Origin of the sequence: Streptococcus sp. SG2 (genome assembly GCF_030439925.1) — a bacterium.
GTDB lineage: Bacteria > Bacillota > Bacilli > Lactobacillales > Streptococcaceae > Streptococcus > Streptococcus gordonii.
The window spans coordinates 264,030-281,202 of sequence record NZ_JAQFJD010000002.1; the positions used below are offsets into that span (position 1 = coordinate 264,030).

At 44.7% G+C, this 17,173-nt stretch carries 15 protein-coding genes; 9 read left to right on the forward strand and 6 right to left on the reverse strand.

Annotated elements, in window-relative coordinates:
• Positions 1 to 128: 128 nt before the first annotated feature.
• Genes mvk through fni form a run of 4 tightly spaced genes read left to right on the forward strand, consistent with a single transcriptional unit; the run spans position 129 to position 3,933 of the window.
• The gene (gene mvk / locus PCY09_RS05155) at positions 129 to 1,007 is read left to right on the forward strand and encodes a mevalonate kinase (RefSeq protein WP_061583213.1); all 879 of its coding nucleotides are present in this window, start codon (positions 129 to 131) and stop codon (positions 1,005 to 1,007) included.
• Positions 989 to 1,936: a diphosphomevalonate decarboxylase gene (gene mvaD, locus PCY09_RS05160; RefSeq protein WP_061583214.1), complete on the forward strand. Its 948-nt coding sequence runs from the start codon at positions 989 to 991 to the stop codon at positions 1,934 to 1,936. The genes mvk and mvaD overlap by 19 nt, the downstream gene beginning before the upstream one ends.
• Positions 1,926 to 2,945 (forward strand): phosphomevalonate kinase, encoded by a 1,020-nt coding sequence (locus tag PCY09_RS05165; protein ID WP_061583215.1) that lies wholly within the window; start codon positions 1,926 to 1,928, stop codon positions 2,943 to 2,945. The genes mvaD and PCY09_RS05165 overlap by 11 nt, the downstream gene beginning before the upstream one ends.
• Positions 2,926 to 3,933, forward strand: a complete 1,008-nt coding sequence (gene fni, locus PCY09_RS05170; RefSeq protein WP_125396805.1) for a type 2 isopentenyl-diphosphate Delta-isomerase — start codon at positions 2,926 to 2,928, stop codon at positions 3,931 to 3,933. Before PCY09_RS05165 ends, fni begins: the two co-directional genes overlap by 20 nt.
• Before the next feature lie 36 nt (positions 3,934 to 3,969).
• Here the strand turns inward: fni and PCY09_RS05175 are convergent, their stop codons facing one another.
• From PCY09_RS05175 to pflB, 5 genes are all read right to left on the reverse strand, one after another.
• On the reverse strand, positions 3,970 to 5,244 hold the full coding sequence (locus PCY09_RS05175) for a hydroxymethylglutaryl-CoA reductase, degradative (RefSeq protein WP_195321590.1): 1,275 nt from the start codon (positions 5,242 to 5,244) through the stop codon (positions 3,970 to 3,972).
• On the reverse strand, positions 5,241 to 6,419 hold the full coding sequence (locus tag PCY09_RS05180) for a hydroxymethylglutaryl-CoA synthase (protein ID WP_125396806.1): 1,179 nt from the start codon (positions 6,417 to 6,419) through the stop codon (positions 5,241 to 5,243). The genes PCY09_RS05175 and PCY09_RS05180 overlap by 4 nt, the downstream gene beginning before the upstream one ends.
• Positions 6,420 to 6,606: 187 nt before the next feature.
• Entirely contained in the window at positions 6,607 to 7,062 is a 456-nt protein-coding gene (locus tag PCY09_RS05185; RefSeq protein ID WP_045505394.1) for a threonine/serine exporter family protein, read from the reverse strand.
• Between the two features lie 4 nt (positions 7,063 to 7,066).
• Entirely contained in the window at positions 7,067 to 7,825 is a 759-nt protein-coding gene (locus PCY09_RS05190; RefSeq protein WP_045772738.1) for a threonine/serine exporter family protein, read from the reverse strand.
• A 137-nt stretch (positions 7,826 to 7,962) separates the two neighbouring features.
• Positions 7,963 to 10,278, reverse strand: a complete 2,316-nt coding sequence (gene pflB / locus PCY09_RS05195) for a formate C-acetyltransferase (RefSeq protein ID WP_011999778.1) — start codon at positions 10,276 to 10,278, stop codon at positions 7,963 to 7,965.
• A gap of 249 nt (positions 10,279 to 10,527) precedes the next feature.
• Here pflB and dinB point away from each other — a divergent pair, with 249 nt between their 5' ends.
• The 5 genes from dinB (at position 10,528) to PCY09_RS05220 (ending at position 14,738) form a co-directional block, all read left to right on the forward strand.
• Positions 10,528 to 11,592 carry a DNA polymerase IV gene (gene dinB, locus PCY09_RS05200; protein ID WP_125396807.1) on the forward strand — a complete coding sequence of 355 codons (1,065 nt, stop codon included), beginning with the start codon at positions 10,528 to 10,530 and terminating at the stop codon, positions 11,590 to 11,592.
• Positions 11,593 to 11,804: 212 nt separating this feature from the next.
• The gene (locus tag PCY09_RS05205) at positions 11,805 to 12,119 is read left to right on the forward strand and encodes a hypothetical protein (RefSeq protein WP_061594398.1); all 315 of its coding nucleotides are present in this window, start codon (positions 11,805 to 11,807) and stop codon (positions 12,117 to 12,119) included.
• Positions 12,120 to 12,437: 318 nt separating this feature from the next.
• The gene (locus tag PCY09_RS05210; RefSeq protein ID WP_061599791.1) at positions 12,438 to 13,232 is read left to right on the forward strand and encodes a CPBP family intramembrane glutamic endopeptidase; all 795 of its coding nucleotides are present in this window, start codon (positions 12,438 to 12,440) and stop codon (positions 13,230 to 13,232) included.
• A 45-nt stretch (positions 13,233 to 13,277) separates the two neighbouring features.
• Entirely contained in the window at positions 13,278 to 14,024 is a 747-nt protein-coding gene (locus tag PCY09_RS05215; RefSeq protein WP_125396808.1) for a CPBP family intramembrane glutamic endopeptidase, read from the forward strand.
• Between the two features lie 75 nt (positions 14,025 to 14,099).
• Positions 14,100 to 14,738 (forward strand): TetR/AcrR family transcriptional regulator, encoded by a 639-nt coding sequence (locus PCY09_RS05220; protein WP_227250307.1) that lies wholly within the window; start codon positions 14,100 to 14,102, stop codon positions 14,736 to 14,738.
• Positions 14,739 to 14,791: 53 nt separating this feature from the next.
• Here the strand turns inward: PCY09_RS05220 and PCY09_RS05225 are convergent, their stop codons facing one another.
• On the reverse strand, positions 14,792 to 17,146 hold the full coding sequence (locus tag PCY09_RS05225; protein WP_125396810.1) for an ATP-dependent RecD-like DNA helicase: 2,355 nt from the start codon (positions 17,144 to 17,146) through the stop codon (positions 14,792 to 14,794).
• Positions 17,147 to 17,173 lie beyond the last annotated feature (27 nt).

Consider the following 17,173-nt stretch of genomic DNA (forward strand, 5'->3'; position numbering starts at 1 on the left):
ATACTCCGACTTCTATGCTCGGAGTTTTCTCATGTTCCTTGAATCCTAAAGATTTTTCTCGTAAAAATCGCTTTTTTTTTCAAAGTATATTAAAATAATAGTTAAAGAAATAAATATAGGGAAAGATCATGACAAAAGAAATTGGTGTCGGAAAGGCACACAGTAAAATTATTTTGATGGGGGAGCATTCGGTAGTCTATGGATATCCAGCTATTTCCTTGCCACTCAACCATATCGAAGTAACCTGCCGGGTCTTTTCGTCTGAACGTCCCTGGACTCTTTATGCTGAGGATACGCTGTCTATGGCTGTTTTTGCCTGTCTAGAACATTTAGGCCAGCAAGGTGCTAAGATACGCTGTCAGGTGGAGTCTATGGTTCCTGAAAAGAGAGGGATGGGTTCATCGGCTGCGGTTAGTATTGCAGCTATTCGGGCTGTTTTTGACTACTTTGAAGAAGAGCTGGATGACCAAACCCTAGAGATTCTAGCCAATCGGGCAGAGATGATTGCCCATATGAATCCCAGCGGCCTTGATGCTAAGACCTGCCTCAGTGATGTAGCTATCAAATTCATCCGCAATTTCGGTTTCAGTGAAATTAAGCTGGATCTAGATGCCTTTTTAGTAATTGCAGATACAGGTATTCACGGTCATACTCGCGAAGCCATCCGTGCTGTAGAAAGTCAGGGTCAAAAGGCTCTGCCTTTGTTGCAGGAATTGGGGAATTTAACAAAAATCCTTGAGAAGGCCATTTCTATCAAGGACCTGATGACGATGGGACAAGCTATGACCAAGGCTCATGAGAAGTTAGCCAAGATAGGAGTGTCTTGCCAGAAAGCTGATGAACTAGTTGAAACAGCTCTTGAAAATGGAGCTTTGGGAGCTAAGATGAGCGGTGGCGGTCTGGGTGGCTGTGTCATTGCTCTTGTAGGAGAAAGAAATCAGGCGGATGTCTTAGCCACCGTATTGAGAGAGAAAGGGGCCATTAACACATGGATCGAAAGCCTGTAAGTGTCAAATCCTATGCCAATATTGCAATTGTTAAATATTGGGGCAAGAAAGATGCAGAAAAGATGATTCCGTCTACCAGTAGTATTTCCCTGACACTGGAAAATATGTATACCGAGACTCAGCTGACTCCTTTGCCAGATTCAGCGACTGGAGATGAGTTTTATATTGACGGTCAGCTGCAAAGTCCGGCAGAACATGCCAAAATCAGTAAGATAATTGATCGTTTCCGCTCTCCAGAAGATGGTTTTGTCCGTGTTGATACCAGCAATAATATGCCAACAGCGGCGGGTCTGTCTTCCAGCTCTAGTGGTTTGTCAGCCCTAGTCAAGGCCTGCAATGTTTATTTTCAGACAGGCTATCAGATACAGGAGCTGGCTCAATTGGCCAAGTTTGCTTCTGGGTCGTCAGCTCGGTCTTTCTTTGGTCCGCTAGCGGCCTGGGATAAGGACAGTGGAGCCATCTATCCAGTCAAGACGGATTTGAAGCTAGCCATGATTATGTTGGTTCTGCACGATGAGAAAAAGCCCATTTCCAGCCGTGACGGTATGGAGCTCTGTGCTAAAACTTCCACCATTTTCCCAGATTGGATTGCCCAGTCTGCCTTGGATTATCAGGCTATGCTAGCTTATTTACGGGACAATGAGTTTGCTAAGGTTGGTCAGCTGACAGAAGAAAATGCTCTTCGGATGCATGCTACGACAGAAAAAGCTTATCCGCCGTTTTCTTATCTGACAGAGGAGTCTTATCAGGCTATGGATGCTGTTAGAAAGCTGCGGGAGCAGGGCGAGCGTTGCTACTTTACCATGGACGCGGGGCCAAATGTCAAGGTCCTCTGCTTGGAGGAAGACCTAGACCATCTGGCTGCTATACTTGAGAAGGACTACCGGCTTATCGTCTCCAAAACAAAGGACCTGTCAGATGAAAGCTAATGCAAGAGTCCAAACCTGCGGCAAGCTCTATCTGGCAGGTGAATATGCAGTGCTGACGGCTGGTCAGCCGGCCATTATCAAGGACATCCCTATCTATATGACTGGAGAAATCCAGGTAGCGCCTGACTATCATTTGACATCAGATATGTTTGAACACAGCGCTAGCCTAGAGCCAGACCCTGATTATGCCTTGATTCAGGAGACGGTAGGGGCTATGAACACTTATTTGCTGACCTTAGGCTACCAACTTCAGCCTTTTTCACTGAAGATTAGTGGCAAGATGGAAAGAGACGGCAAGAAGTTCGGGATTGGCTCCAGTGGTAGTGTGGTTATTCTGACTCTCAAGGCCATGGCAGCCCTTTATGAGCTGAACTTAGAGCCAGAGCTACTCTTTAAGCTGGCTTCTTACGTTCTCCTCAAGCACGGAGACAATGGCTCCATGGGAGATCTAGCCTGCATTGCTTATGAAGATTTGATTTACTACCGGTCTTTTAATAGAGAGCTGGTCCGCAAGCGCATGGACAAAGTTGATTTACAGCAATTACTAGCAGAGGATTGGGGTTTTGAAATTCGCAGTATTAAGCCTTGCTTAGCCATGGATTTTCTAGTTGGCTGGACCAAGCAGCCGGCAATTTCTAAGGACTTGGTCAATCAGGTTAAGTCAGCTATTTCAGAGTCCTTTTTGACAGGCAGTAGGACACAGGTTGATGCTTTGGAGAGGGCTTTACTAGCAGGAGATAAGCTTGCTATTAAGTCTAGTATGGAAAAGGCTAGCCAGCTATTAGAAAGGCTCAGCCCGGCTATTTATACAGACAGGCTGAAAGTCTTAAAAGAAGCGGCAGAGGGACTGAACTGTGTGGCTAAGAGCAGCGGTGCCGGTGGTGGCGACTGCGGGATTGCTCTCAGCTTTGATGCCGCATCTAGCAACCAACTGATTCAAGCCTGGCAAGCAGCTGGCATTGAGCTATTATATAGAGAAAGGATGGACCATGATGAGCCAGAATCGTAAGGATGACCATATCAAATATGCTTTAGAGCAGCGTCCGAGTTACAACAGTTTTGATGAAATGGAACTGGTTCACCGCTCTTTGCCCAAGTACGATTTGGCGGAGATTGACCTATCTACTCACTTTGCTGGCCGTGACTGGGAGTTTCCCTTTTACATTAATGCCATGACTGGCGGCAGCCAAAAGGGCGGTCAAATCAATGAGAAACTGGCTCAAGTAGCTGAAAGTTGCGGCCTTCTTTTTGTAACTGGCTCTTACAGCGCAGCCTTGAAAAAACCTTCTGATCCTTCCTATCGGGTGGCAGCTGGTCGGCCTAATTTATTACTAGCAACTAATATCGGCTTGGACAAGCCTTATCAAGCTGCCCAGCAAGCAGTAGCTGATTTGCAGCCCCTATTTTTGCAGGTTCATGTCAATCTCATGCAGGAATTGCTGATGCCGGAGGGCGAGCGGGAGTTTCGTTCTTGGCGCCAGCACTTGACAGATTATAGTCAGCGGCTGGATCTTCCCCTAATTCTTAAAGAAGTTGGCTTTGGCATGGATCGCTCTACTGTTGAAGAAGCGCGCTCCTTGGGGATTCAGACTTTTGATATTTCTGGCCGTGGCGGTACTAGCTTTGCCTATATTGAAAATCAGCGGGGTGGTAATCGTGACTACCTTAATGATTGGGGGCAATCTACTCTGCAGAGCCTGCTAGCTCTTCAGCCACTTCGCTATGAGGTCGAACTTTTGGCTAGTGGAGGTGTCCGCCATCCTTTGGATATGATCAAAGCCCTTGTCTTAGGAGCCAAGGCGGTTGGCCTCTCTCGTACCATGCTGGACTTGGTAGAGAATCACTCAGTGGAAGAGGTTATTGATATTGTAGAAGGCTGGAAATCGGATTTGCGCCTCATCATGTGTGCCCTGTCCTGCCGAAACTTGCAAGAACTAAAGAATGTACCCTATCTACTCTATGGGCGACTGAAAGAAGCTCAGGAACAGATTAAATAGCATAAAGACATACAAAAAAGGCCATCAATGGCCTTTTTACTTGTCCTGTTTTCGTAAGTCAGCTAGGATTTCCTGAGCAGCAGCTAAGTTGAAAGTCTTCTTGGCTGTTAAGCGACGGACTACAGCAGCAATTTCTTCGTCCTGGGCTCCAGCTTGCAATGCTAAAGATTTGGCTTGCAATTTCATGTGTCCGGCTTGGATGCCAGTGCTGACCAGGGCTTTGAGGGCAGCGAAATTTTGCGCCAATCCAACCGATACGATGAGGGATGCCAATTCCTTAGCCTGAGGCTGCCCCAGCAAGTCAAAGCTAGCTGCCACTGCGGGATTGAGGCCGATGGAGCCTCCCTTAGTTGCAATGGGCATGGGCAGGGTCATCTGGCCATGAAGCTGGCGTTTGTCTGGGTCCGCAGTCCAAGTAGAGAGACCGCGGTAGCTTCCTTCTCGGCTGGCATAGGCATGAACGCCAGCTTCTATAGCCCTCCAGTCATTTCCAGTAGCTATCACCAAAGCATCAATACCATTAAAGATGCCTTTATTGTGGGTAGCTGCTCGGTAAGGGTCGACCTGGGCTAGCTTGCTAGCCAGCTGCATCTTATCCGCAAGAAGTTCCGCCTCAGCCTTATCCCGGCTGAGAAAGCGATAGTCGATGACACAGCGGACTGTTACGAGGCTATCTGTTGCATAGTTTGACAGGATAGCCATCAGACTTTTACCACCAGTCAGCTCTTCCAGAGGGAGAGTGAGAGCCTCTAGCATGGTGTTGAGCATATTGGCTCCCATAGCTTCCTGCGTATCCACAGATAGATAAAAAATGAGGAAGTCTTCCTTTTGTTCCAGCCAAAGATCTCTAGCACCACCACCACGAGCCACAATCGATGGATAGGCTTGGTTGGCCTGCTCCAGCAACTCTTTCTTTTTCCTGAGAACACCTTTGATGGCTTGGTCTGCATTATCAACCTGATAGAGGGCGATTTGCCCAATCATCTGGCGTTTGTGAACTTCAGTTTCAAATCCGCCTGAACGTTTGATAATCTTAGCGGCAAAGCTAGCCGCTGCTACCACAGATGGCTCTTCTGTCACAAATGGAACTTGATAGGTCTTACCATCCACCAGAAAGTCTGGCACCAGAGAGTAGGGTAGGGCTAGAGTTGCCAGCACATTTTCACTCATCTGGTTGGCTGTTTCCAAAGGCAAAGTCTGCTGACTGTTTAGCAGCTGCCAATGTTCATCTTGTAAAAGTTCCTTTTCTTTCAGCATCTGTAGCCGTTCAGCAGGAGTTTTTTTGGAAAATCCAGTCCAGTTTATTTTCATGATGATTTCTCAACTTTAATGTACTTACGCTGATGCTCTGCAATTTCCGCCAGAGCAAAGCTTTGTTCCTCATAGCCAGAGAAGCTGGCATTGCCCTCCGCATCCAGCTCGGCTTCTGCAAAAAAGATATGCTCGTATTCTTCAACAGAAAGAGCTTGACGCTGGTCTAATTCCTCCAGACGTGTCCGTGACAGCTGTTTTTCATAGCCTGGAACTAAGGAAGCGCTGAAAATTTCTGCTACAGCACCACTACCATAACTAAAGAGAGCAATCTTGTCACCGGCCTTAAGTTTATCTGAGTTTTCTAAGAGGGACAAAAGGCCTAGGAAAAGAGAACCTGTGTAAATATTTCCGACTTTTTGGCTGTAGAGGATTGACTTTTCAAAATTTTCCTTAAGCTGATCTTGCTGCTCTTGAGGAAGGCTTTTATCCATGATTTTATTGAGACCCTTAAGAGCCAGTTTTGGATAAGGAAGATGGAAGCAGTAGGCAGCAAAATCTTTGAGAGAAAGCTTGTGGCGCTTTTGGTACTCATACCAGGTTGTTTTCAAACAATCCAAGTATTGTTGGGTAGAGTAAAGTCCATTTACATAAGGAGTTGTCGAGTAATTTGGGCGCCAAAAATCCATAACGTCACGAGTTTGAGCGACATTATCTTCATTAAAAATTAAGATACGAGGATCCTTGCTTATCAACATTGCAATAGCTCCCGCTCCCTGAGTTGGTTCACCAGGAGTATTAATACCATATTTGGCAATATCACTGGCAATAACGAGGACCTTGCTATCTGGATATTTTTCAATATGGAGTTTGGCGTAGTCAAGTGCAGCAGTAGCACCATAACAGGCTTCTTTAATCTCAAAACTCCGGGCAAAGGGCTGGATCGCCAAAAGGCCATGAATAAAAACGGCCGCTGCCTTGCTCTGATCAATGCTTGACTCCGTAGCAACAATGACCATGTCAATCTTCTCTTTGTCTTCACTTGTCAAAATGGGATCTGCAGCTGCAGCTCCTAAGGTGATAATATCTTCAGTCAGAGGAGCAATGCTGAGTTCTTTAAGCAGGAGTCCCTTGCTTAGTTTTTCTGGATCGGTAGCACGGGCAGCTGCTAAATCGTTTAATTTCAAGACATAATTGGAGGTTGCAAAACCAATTTTATCGATTCCTATTTTCATATTAAAACCTCATATCTTGATATGATTATCAAGAGTATTTCAACATCTATTTTACCATAATTCAAAATAAAACTGATAAAAAAGCCCCGTCGAACAAAGACAGGGAACTTAAAACATCTTAGTGAAAAACCTATTTTTACTAAGATTTAATCAGAAGCATCAAAATTGTTTAGACTTTATAGTCAACTCAATAGTGGACGTGCTTTCTTTTTTGAATATACTTAAAAAGTTTTAACGCAACTGTACCACTGGCCATCCCAATCGAAATAACGAGGGCCAAGATGACTACTAAGGTGGCATTAACCATGGCCTTACTATAATCGCCAGTTACAAAGAATGCGGTTGTTCGATAGGAGAGGTAGCCAGGGACTAAGGGGGCCAGAATTGACAGGATGAATACAACTGCAGGAGTTTTATAAATAACACTCATAATTTGGCTACAGCAAGATCCGACGATAGCAGCTACAAAGGTGGCTACGATAACATTGGTCGGGCCTTTTAAAAGCAAATAAAGAAGCCAGATAGACATCCCTAGTAGACCAGCTGGAATTAGCATTCTGCGCTGGACATTTAAAACGATAAGAAAAGTGATAATAGCCAACAAACTTGCAAGAGCTTGGAGGAAAAAAGTTAGTATTGTCATAGTTTTATTTCATTAATACAAGGGCAACGGAAGTACCCGCACCAAGAGCTAGGGTAATGAGAAGAGATTCAAAAAGTTTACTCATTCCCGAGTTAATGTGATTGGTCATGATGTCACGGACCGCATTAGTCAGGGCAATCCCAGGGACAAAAGGCATGACAGAGCCTGCTATAATCAAGTCTGCAGTTGAGTTAAAACCAGAGTAGCGGGCCCAGGCCTGTGCTAACAAACCAAAAACAAAGGCACCTGCAAAGGCTGTAACAAAAGGAATTCGTACATACTTCTCAGCGTACAGTGAAAAGGTAAAGCCAAAGAATGTTGCCACAGCAGCGCCAAGTGCATCGTAAAAATTTCCTCCAAACATGATGGAAAAAAATGGGGCACTGAGCGTAGCTGCAATGGTCAATTGTTTCTTGTTGTAAGGCAGACGTTTGTTTTTGAGCAGCAAGAGTTTATCGTAAGCCTCTTGCAAGGTTAACTGACCACTGGTCAACTGACGGGATACTTGGTTGACATCACATACCTTCTCAATATTGTAATTTGAATGCACGATACGTTTCATACGAGAGAAATTCGTATTCTCGACTGAGAAGAAAATCGCAACTGGCATAGCTAGAGCATTGCAATCAATAATCCCCTGCGAATGAGCGATCCGAATCATGGTATCTTCAACTCGGTAGATTTCGGATCCGCTTTGCAATAAGAGGGTGCCGGCTAGCATGATGACATCTACAGCTAGATTAAATTCTTTTGACTCTTCCATAATCTCTTTCCAAGTGTTTCTAAACTTTCTTCTATTATAGCAAAATTCAGAAGCTTCTTCATAAAAATTCCATGTAAAATCAAAAAAGAAGACTGGAAATAAACCAATCTTCCTTTATAGTTTAATTTAATGACTTATTAGCTCAAAGCATCATCCATTGAAAGAACTTCGTGGAATACACGTTGAGTCAATTCAGTTTTTTGCTCTGGAGTGAGGTACTTAGTATTTACACAGTAACCAGAAATACGAACGATAACGTCTTCACCAGACATAATCTTGTCGTAAACGTCCTTCAAGTCCATAACGTTCAAGTTAACGTGTTGTCCACCATTTTCAAAGTAACCATCAAGGATTGTTACCAAGTTGTCTACTTGTTCGTCATGAGTTTTACCAAGCGCACGAGGTGATACTTGAGTTGTCAATGAGATACCGTCAGCTGCGTAACTGAAGTCCAAGCTAGCAAGTGAGTTCAAGTTTTGCAACCAACCACCTTTTGCTTTGTTAGATGGGTTAGCACCTGGTGAGAAGAACTCGAGTTTAGACAAGTTCACAGTACCGTCTTCGTTGAGGTATACTCCTTTATGGACTGGTGAGTTACCAGTTTGTTTAGAGTAAGCAACGTTAGATGTGATTGTCAAGAGTGATACTGTTGCTTCAGCGTTCTTGTAAAGTTTGTGGCTACGCAAACGAGTTGTGTAAGCTTCAACCAACCATTCAGCCAATTCATTTGAACGAGGATCATCTTCACCCCAACGTGGATATTCACCGATTGTTTCGTAATCGTAGATGTATCCATTTTCGTCACGGATTGGTTTAACTGTAGCGTACTTGATAGCTGACAATGTATCAACAGTGTTAGCAAATCCACAGATACCGAATCCCATGTTCGCACGTTGGTGAGTAGGCAAGAAGGCCATTTGAACAGCTTCGTAGTTATACTTATCAGTCATGTAGTGGATGATGTTCAAAGCATCTACGTAAGTGTCAGTCAACCAGTCAAGTGATTTTTCAAAGTTTGCTTTAACTGATTCGAATTCAAGAACTTCGTCACGGATAGGATCGATGTCAAATACTTTGTAGTCTTTATGCACGTCGTCGTAACCACCGTTGAGACCAGTAAGAAGAGCTTTCAGAACGTTTACACGAGCACCGAAGTACTGGATGTTGTGGCGTTGTTCTTCATTTTCTGGGTCAAGTGGAGATACACAACATGAAATACAGCTCATTTCGCCATATCCATCTTTCGCCATTGTTGTCACACCTTCGTATTGGATTGAAGAGTGTTTGTGGCTCATATGCATACAGTAGCGACGGAAGTTGTAAGGTAATTTGTCAGTCCAAAGAACTGTCAAATTTGGCTCTGGAGAGTTACCGATGTTGTCAAGAGTGTTCAAGAAACGGTAGTCCATCTTAGTAACACGGTGACGACCATCGTTACCCATACCTGCCATAGAAGTTGTGATGAAGGTTGGGTCACCAGAATAAAGTTGGTCGTAAGCTTTTGTACGAGCAAATTTAACAGTACGAAGTTTCAAAACGAAGTCATCGATAAATTCTTGGATTTCGCTTTCAGTGTAAGTACCACGAGCAAGGTCGCGTTCTGCAAAGACATCAAGAACGATTGGCACACGTCCAAGAGAAGTTGCAGCACCGTTGATGACACGACAGACTGCCATGAAGGCAATGTTTGTCCATTGGATAGCTTCTTTAGTATCGAAGGCAGGACGACGAACATCAACTCCGTAAAGGTCACCTAATTTAACAACTTCAGCAAGTGCTTGGTATTGCATGTTGACTTCTTCGCGAAGGCGAATAGTTTCTTCATCGATTTCTGTCAAAGCATTCCAGTCGTTTACTTTTTCAGCCATCAAGTAGTCAGCACCGTAAAGAGCAAGACGGGCATAAACCCCGATGATACGTCCACGAGAGTAAGCATCTGGAAGACCAGTAACTGTGTGAGCGTGGCGAGCACGACGAATGTTTGAAGTGTAAGCACGGAAGATACCATCGTTAACTGTTGTCACGTACTTAGTAAAGATTTCGTGAACAGCTGGATCTGGCTCATAACCATTTTCCTTCAAAGTTGTTTCAGCCATACGGATACCACCTTTTGGCATGAAGTTCAATTTGAAGAGTTCGTCGTTTTGGATACCATAGATTAGCTCGTTATCTTTGTCGATGTAGCCAGCTGGGATACCTGCAATAGATGCTGGGCGAGTGTCCATTGGGAAACGAGTTGCTTCATAGTGAGCCTTTGTTTCTTCAATAATCTTTTTAATATGAAGAGAGCGTTCAGTTGGACCTGCTAAGAAGCTTTCATCTCCATCGTAAGGAGTGTAGTTAGCTTGAACAAAGCGTGAAATACTTGCTTTTTCTTTCCAATCTTCACCTTTGAAGCCTTCCCAAGCCTTGTCAAAAATATCTTGTGCTTCGACAACAGTTTTAACAACCATGTTAAATTCCTCTTTTTCTTTCTAGTAACAAGTATCTGTTACATTTGTATAGTTAAAGTATAACACATAGTAATCGTTTACACAAAGTGTTTTCGGGATTTGTAAGCCTTTTCTTTTATAATACAGTTGTCTGAAAATCCGAAAAGTGTACTATATAGACGGATGAGAGAAATTTCTTAGCAAATAGTTGGGCAAAAATGAGAAAAAGGTTATACTAGAATTGGAAGACAAGAATAAGAGGCGACCAGAATGTTGATATTCCCCTTAATTAACGACACATCAAGAAAAATCATCCATATTGACATGGATGCCTTTTTTGCTGCTGTCGAAGTCAGGGATAATCCTAAGCTCAAGGGGCATCCGGTCATCATCGGCAGCGACCCACGCTTGACTGGCGGTCGTGGTGTCGTCTCCACCTGTAATTATGAGGCCAGAAAGTTCGGAGTTCATTCGGCTATGAGCTCCAAGGAAGCCTATGAGCGTTGCCCGCAGGGGATTTTTATCTCTGGGAATTACGAAAAATATCAGGCGGTCGGCTTGCAGATCCGAGAGATTTTCAAACGCTATACGGACTTGATTGAGCCAATGAGTATCGACGAGGCTTATCTGGATGTAACGGAAAACAAGCTGGGGATTAAATCCGCAGTCAAAATAGCCAAGTTGATTCAGCACGATATCTGGAATGAGCTGCAACTGACGGCTTCGGCAGGCGTTTCTTATAATAAGTTTCTGGCCAAGATTGCCAGTGACTATGAGAAGCCTCATGGTCTGACTGTTATTCTGCCTGAGGAAGCAGAGGCCTTTCTAGCGCCAATGGATATTGCTAAGTTTCATGGGGTTGGTAAGAAGAGTGTTGAGAAACTACATGAAATGGGAGTTTATACTGGTGGAGATCTGCTCAAGATACCAGAAATGACCTTGATTGATAAGTTTGGCCGCTTTGGTTTTGATCTCTATCGTAAAGCGCGTGGCATCAGTAATAGTCCAGTCAAGTCCAATCGCATCCGTAAGTCGATTGGGAAGGAGCGGACCTATGCCAAACTGCTCTATAGTGAGGAGGATATCAAGAAAGAGCTGACCCTGCTGACACAGAAGGTAGAAAATAGCCTGACTAAGCATGATAAGAAAGGACGAACCATCGTTCTGAAAATCCGTTATGCCGATTTCTCCACCTTGACTAAAAGGAAAAGTTTGAATCTAGCTACTCAAGACAAGGAGCAAATCGAGCGAACGGCTCATGAGATTTACGATAGCTTGGAAGAACAACCACGAGGTATTCGTCTGCTAGGGCTGACAGTGACGGGGTTTGAATAAAGATAAAGGCTTGGTTCGTTACCGGGCTTTTTTAGATATAGTTTTTAGCATGAGAGAGTTGCTTGTGACGAGTTTCTAAGTTGGCTGATAATTTTCATTAACTAAAAATAATCTTTTTTGAAAAAATACTGGACAAAGTTTTCTGTGTCTGTTATACTGAGTCTATAAAATAAAAAACCGCCTGGTCGGTTTTTAAAAAGAAAGGAGCAGAAATGAAGAAATCTGTAGTAGAAAAAACAAGCGAGCACATCCTCAAGTTGAATCAGGAGATGGATCGGCAGCTGGAAGGTCAGAAAGAGTTTTTGCAGCAGCATGCAGAAAAGCTGAAAAAGATGTCACAGGGTGAGAATGGCATACGCTATTCTAAGTGGGGAGTCAAAGCTGGATATGCTGTCCTTGCTGGTGGCTTGCTGACTTCTGTCTTTAGCCCATGGCGAGGACTGGGTATTATGGCAGTAGGCGGTCTGAGCCTTGCCTCCAATCTCTGGCATATCCGGCGATTGCAAAATAAAGAAAGGAGCAAGTAGCAGAGAGATGACCTGTTTTAAGCATCAGAGTCAGGACAACTTAGAAACTAAAAGCAGCAGGCAGTAGCTAAACGGTGCTGACATAACTTTTAGCATTATTTAGTCTATCTTTGCTTTTTATTTTAGGCAAGGACTAAAAGACTACGTTTTCTATTTGGCGCAGGTCTTTATTTTTTATAACAAAACAAACCGAATGGTCGGATTTAAAAAATCTGCGTTTCAAAACAGGCAATCATTTGAAAGACTGAGAGTAAAGGATGCCTTTGTCCAGTTTTCGGATGACTTTTCACTATTCTACATTTGATAAGGAGTTATCGTATGAACAAACAAACACATGTAGAGCCAGAGACAAGGCATATCCTGCCCTTTCTGGCCTGGACTTTTGGCATTACCTGGGGAGCCTGGCTGCTTCAGTATATTTTAACCGCCCTGAAGCTGACCAGCGGGGCTGAGCCTTTGGGCCTTGCTCTCAATTTCATCGGGGGCTTCGGACCGGCCTTGGGAACTTTTATCAGCCTCAAAATTTCTCATCCAAAGAAGATGCTGGACTTTATCTTTTCTCATGCTAAGGGCTGGTGGATTTATATGCTGGCCTTCTGTCTGGTTCGGGTTTTGACCCTTTTTATCGCCAATCCTGTATTACCGCCGCTCAATGCCGTTCTGATGTTTCCTTTGGGCTGGACCTTTGTCACGTTTGCTGGAGGCGGGAACGAAGAGCTGGGCTGGAGGGGCCTCCTGCAGCCGGCTCTGGAGAAAAAATTCTCCTTCCCTCTGGCAACTGTCATCACGGCTCTGGTCTGGGTGGCCTGGCATCTGCCCCTCTGGCTGATTCCGGGAACGAGTCAAAGTCAGATTTCTTTGCCCTTCTATCTCTCCTTTGGTATCTTGCTCTGTTTCTGTCAGGCGGCTCTCTACAAGCAGACGGCCTCTGTCTTTGCCTGCATGGTCTTTCACGGCTGCATTAACTTTGCTCAGGCGACGATTGTCGGCAGTGCTACAAATGGCGGAAGGTATCTCAGCTTCCAGGTTGCTAATCTGGTCATGACCGCCCTGCTGGTCGGCTGGTGGTATTGGAAGGGCAATCGGAAAGGAGTTCAGAAAGATGCAAGCTAAAAATCTTGGCAATCGCTCTTCTGTCAAAGAAAAAGGAGTAATCATATGAACACACAAACACATGTAGAGCCAGAGACAAGGCATATCCTGCCCTTTCTGGCCTGGACCTTTGGTATCAGCTGGTCTGCCTGGCTGGCTTCGGCTTTCCTGAGGATTCCTATTATTTCCCAGCTCCTAACCATCGCTGGTGTTTTTGGCCCGGCCATTGGAGCCAAACTGGTCTTAGGAAAATCGTTCAAGGAGCTCTTGGCTTCTATCGGATTGGCCCGAAAAAGGACTTGGGTCCATCTCTTGATTTTGACAATTCTTTATACCCTTTCCATAGTCTTTTGGAGCCCGCTCCTGCCTGGTTTTAGCCCCCTCAGGATTGCTCTGCTTTTTCTCATGACGACTTTTCTGATAGGCGGCAATGAAGAGATTGGCTGGCAGGGCTTCCTGCAGCCAAGTCTGGAGAAGATCCTGCCCTTCCCTTTGGCAACTGTAGCAACTGGGTTAATCTGGGCTGTCTGGCATCTGCCCCTCTTCTTTATGCCCGGCACCAGTCAGGCGGGGACCTCTCTTCTGCTCTTTACAGCCGGTTGCCTGCTCAGCCGTTTCTGGCTGGCAGCTCTTTACAAGGTCAGTCAGTCTGTCCTCTATTGTGTCCTCTTTCATGGGCTCATTAATACTATTGGCGAAGCCATCTTTGTAGGCAAGGGAACGGAAAATCCCCTCTTTTTCCTAGGCTATATCTTGATGGCGGCTTACAGTATCTATCTTTGGTATCAAAGGGATCAGCAAGACAAGGCTTAAAGATATTTTTATGATTTTGTATTTCTCCGGCTTTTTTGGTAGAATAAAGCTATATTAGAAACAAAGGGGAACAGAATGGCGCAGCGAAAAGACAAATCCCAGGCCATGAGAGAAAAAATTTTAAATACAGCAACCCAGCTCTTTATCCAAAAGGGGTCCGAAAAGACCAGTATGCAGGACATCGCCCAGACGGCGGGCATCTCCAAGGGGGCTATCTACCATCATTTCAAGTCAAAAAATGAGATTGTCGTGGCGGTGATGAGGAGCCGGCAGGAGTTGATGGAAGAAGAGATGAAGCAGTGGCTCAAGGCTACGGAAAATCTGACTGGCAGAGAGCAGCTGCAGACCATCCTCAAGTCTAATCTGGAAAGTCAGACAGCCCGGGCTACGGACGGCATTGTGGGTGAGTATGAGAAGGACGCGGGCTTTATTTTGACCATGATGCGGGACAATCTGCGGATAGGCGCCCCTGTGGTCAGTGACATTATCAAAAAAGGGATGGCAGATGGCTCCCTTCAGACCCAGTATCCGGAAGAGGCTGCAGAAGTTTTTCTGCTGCTGGTGAACTTCTGGATGCATGGGACCGCTTTTGAAAGTGAGCCCGAAAAACTGCCAGAACGTTTCCATTTTCTGCAGTTTATGATGACCTCGGTCGGTCTGGATATCTTTACTGACGAGCTCCTGCAGCTCTTTAGCCGGAAAAATAAGACATAAAAAAAGGCGATAGGACAGAACTAAAAAATTTAATTCTGTCCCAGCCTTTTTATTTATGTGCTGAATATACTGTGGATATCTTCCTCGGTCAGGCCGATTAGGGGGTCAATTTTCAGGAAATTTTCTTCTGTCAAGACATAGTTTTCCACAGCTTTTTCCAACCTATCCACAGGAGTGTAGCTAAGTTCCTGTGGGGCTTCTAGGTCAGCAAAACGCTCGACCAGATAGGTTTTGCGGGCGGTACCGGTGTTTTTTGCAGCATAGTCAAAGGCTGCTTTTTCCCCAAGCAGGATCAGCTTGCTCTTGGCCCGGGTAATGGCTGTGTAGACCAGATTGCGCTGGAGCATGCGGTGGCTACTACGGGTGATAGGTAGGATGACCACGGGAAACTCGCTGCCCTGAGATTTGTGGATACTCATGGCATAGGCTAGGCGGATCTTGTACCACTCGCTACGTTGATAGACGATTTCATTTCCATCGAAGTTGATGGTAAGTTCATCTTGCTTAGAGTCGGTGTATTTGCCAGGCAAGAGGTCGGTGATATAGCCCAGATCGCCGTTAAAGACATTGCTTTCAGCATCGTTGACCAGATGAATGACCTTGTCCCCTTGCCGGTATTGGCAGTCTGGCGCTTCAAAGACCAGTTGGTCTTTTTCTGATGGATTTATTAAATCTTGCATGAGTTGGTTGATCTGGTCGATTCCTGCGGGTCCTCGGTACATAGGAGCCAGGACTTGGACGTCCTGGGCAGGGATGCCACTACGAATGGCAGCGGCTACGATTTTCTTAATCATATCAGGGATATATTCACTAGTTGCTTCAAAATAGGATCGATCTGCCTTTTTTTCAGTAAAATCAGCCGGCAGAAGTCCTTGCTGGATTTGACTGGCCAGGGTAACGATTGTTGAATCTTCTCCTTGCCGGTAGATTTTTGTTAGTTTAGTTTGAGGTAGGAGAGGTATTTTTAAAAGATCGGCCAGAACCTGACCGGGACTGACAGACGGAAGCTGGTCAGCATCCCCCACAATGAGGATTTTACTGTTGGAAGAAATATTGCTGAGCAGTTGATTGGCCAGCCAAGTATCGACCATAGAGAACTCGTCTACAATGATGAAATCAGCATCCAAATAGTCATCTAAATGACTGGTATCGTCATCTCCAGTCATGCCCAAATGCCGGTGAATAGTAGCGCTGGGCAGTCCAGTCAATTCATTCATTCGTCGGGCAGCTCGTCCAGTCGGAGCAGCAAGCAGAATAGGTAATTCCTGTTTCTTAGCTAAATCTAGTTTGTGAAGAGCAGCATAAGTAGCAATGATGCCGTTGATAACAGTTGTTTTACCAGTTCCTGGCCCACCCGTCAGAATAAACACCTTATGATTAATGGCATCGCAGATGGCCTTCTTTTGAATATGGTCATAGCAGATTCCTAAATCTTGCTCGACTTGTTCGATGATACTTTCGAGTTTTGGGGCATCAAAGGTTTCTTGTTTGCCTTTTTCTAGAATCCGAATCAGATTGCTACGGATACCTTCCTCGGCGAAATAAAGACTGTTTTCAAAGATTTTTGTCTCAACGTTTTGGATCTTATCTTCTTCGATAAGGTGGGCCAATTCATCCGCTACCAAGGAAGGATCAAGTTCAACCTGACGGGCATTCTCCAGCAAATCAATGGTGTGGGATAGCAAGTCACGTGCTTCTATATAAGTATCACCTGTCTCCATAGATTGGCTGAAAAGGGTATGAACAAGACCAGCCCGGAAACGCTCTGGAGCATCGCTTTCAATACCAAGTTGCTGGGCCAACTGGTCAGCTATTTTGAAACCAATACCTTGAATGTCTTCAACCAGTTGATAAGGATATTTTTGGACAATTTCCAGCGTTTCTTCTTTATAGGTATCTTGAATCTGCAAGGCTAATTTATTAGGAATGCCATATTCAGCGAGTTTAGAGAGCAACATCTCTGTGCCGTAATTTTGTCTCAGTTTGCTGACGAAGGCTTCCCGATTGGCTGAAGAAAGGCCATTAATAGTTACGAGCCGGCCAGGATCGGCCAAGATCTGATCAATCGTATTATCGCCATAGAGGTCTACTATCTTTTGGGCGGTCTTAACACCGATCCCTTTAAAATGATCGCTAGCAAAATACTTGACCAGGCCCTTACTAGTTGGCTTTGCTCTTTCGTAGCGAGTTACTTTTAGCTGTTCCCCGTATTTGGGATGCTGGACAAGAGTTCCCCAAAAAGTGTAATCTTGTCCTTCCATGATATCGGCCATGGTTCCGGTCACGATAATCTCAAAATCATCAAATTCTGCATCTGTGTCCTCGATATCCAGTAACAAAATTCGAAAGAAATTGTTGGGATTTTCAAATATAATGCGTTCGACGGTTCCTGAAAAATAGAATTCCATATATCTCATCCTAGAAAAAAAGGCAGA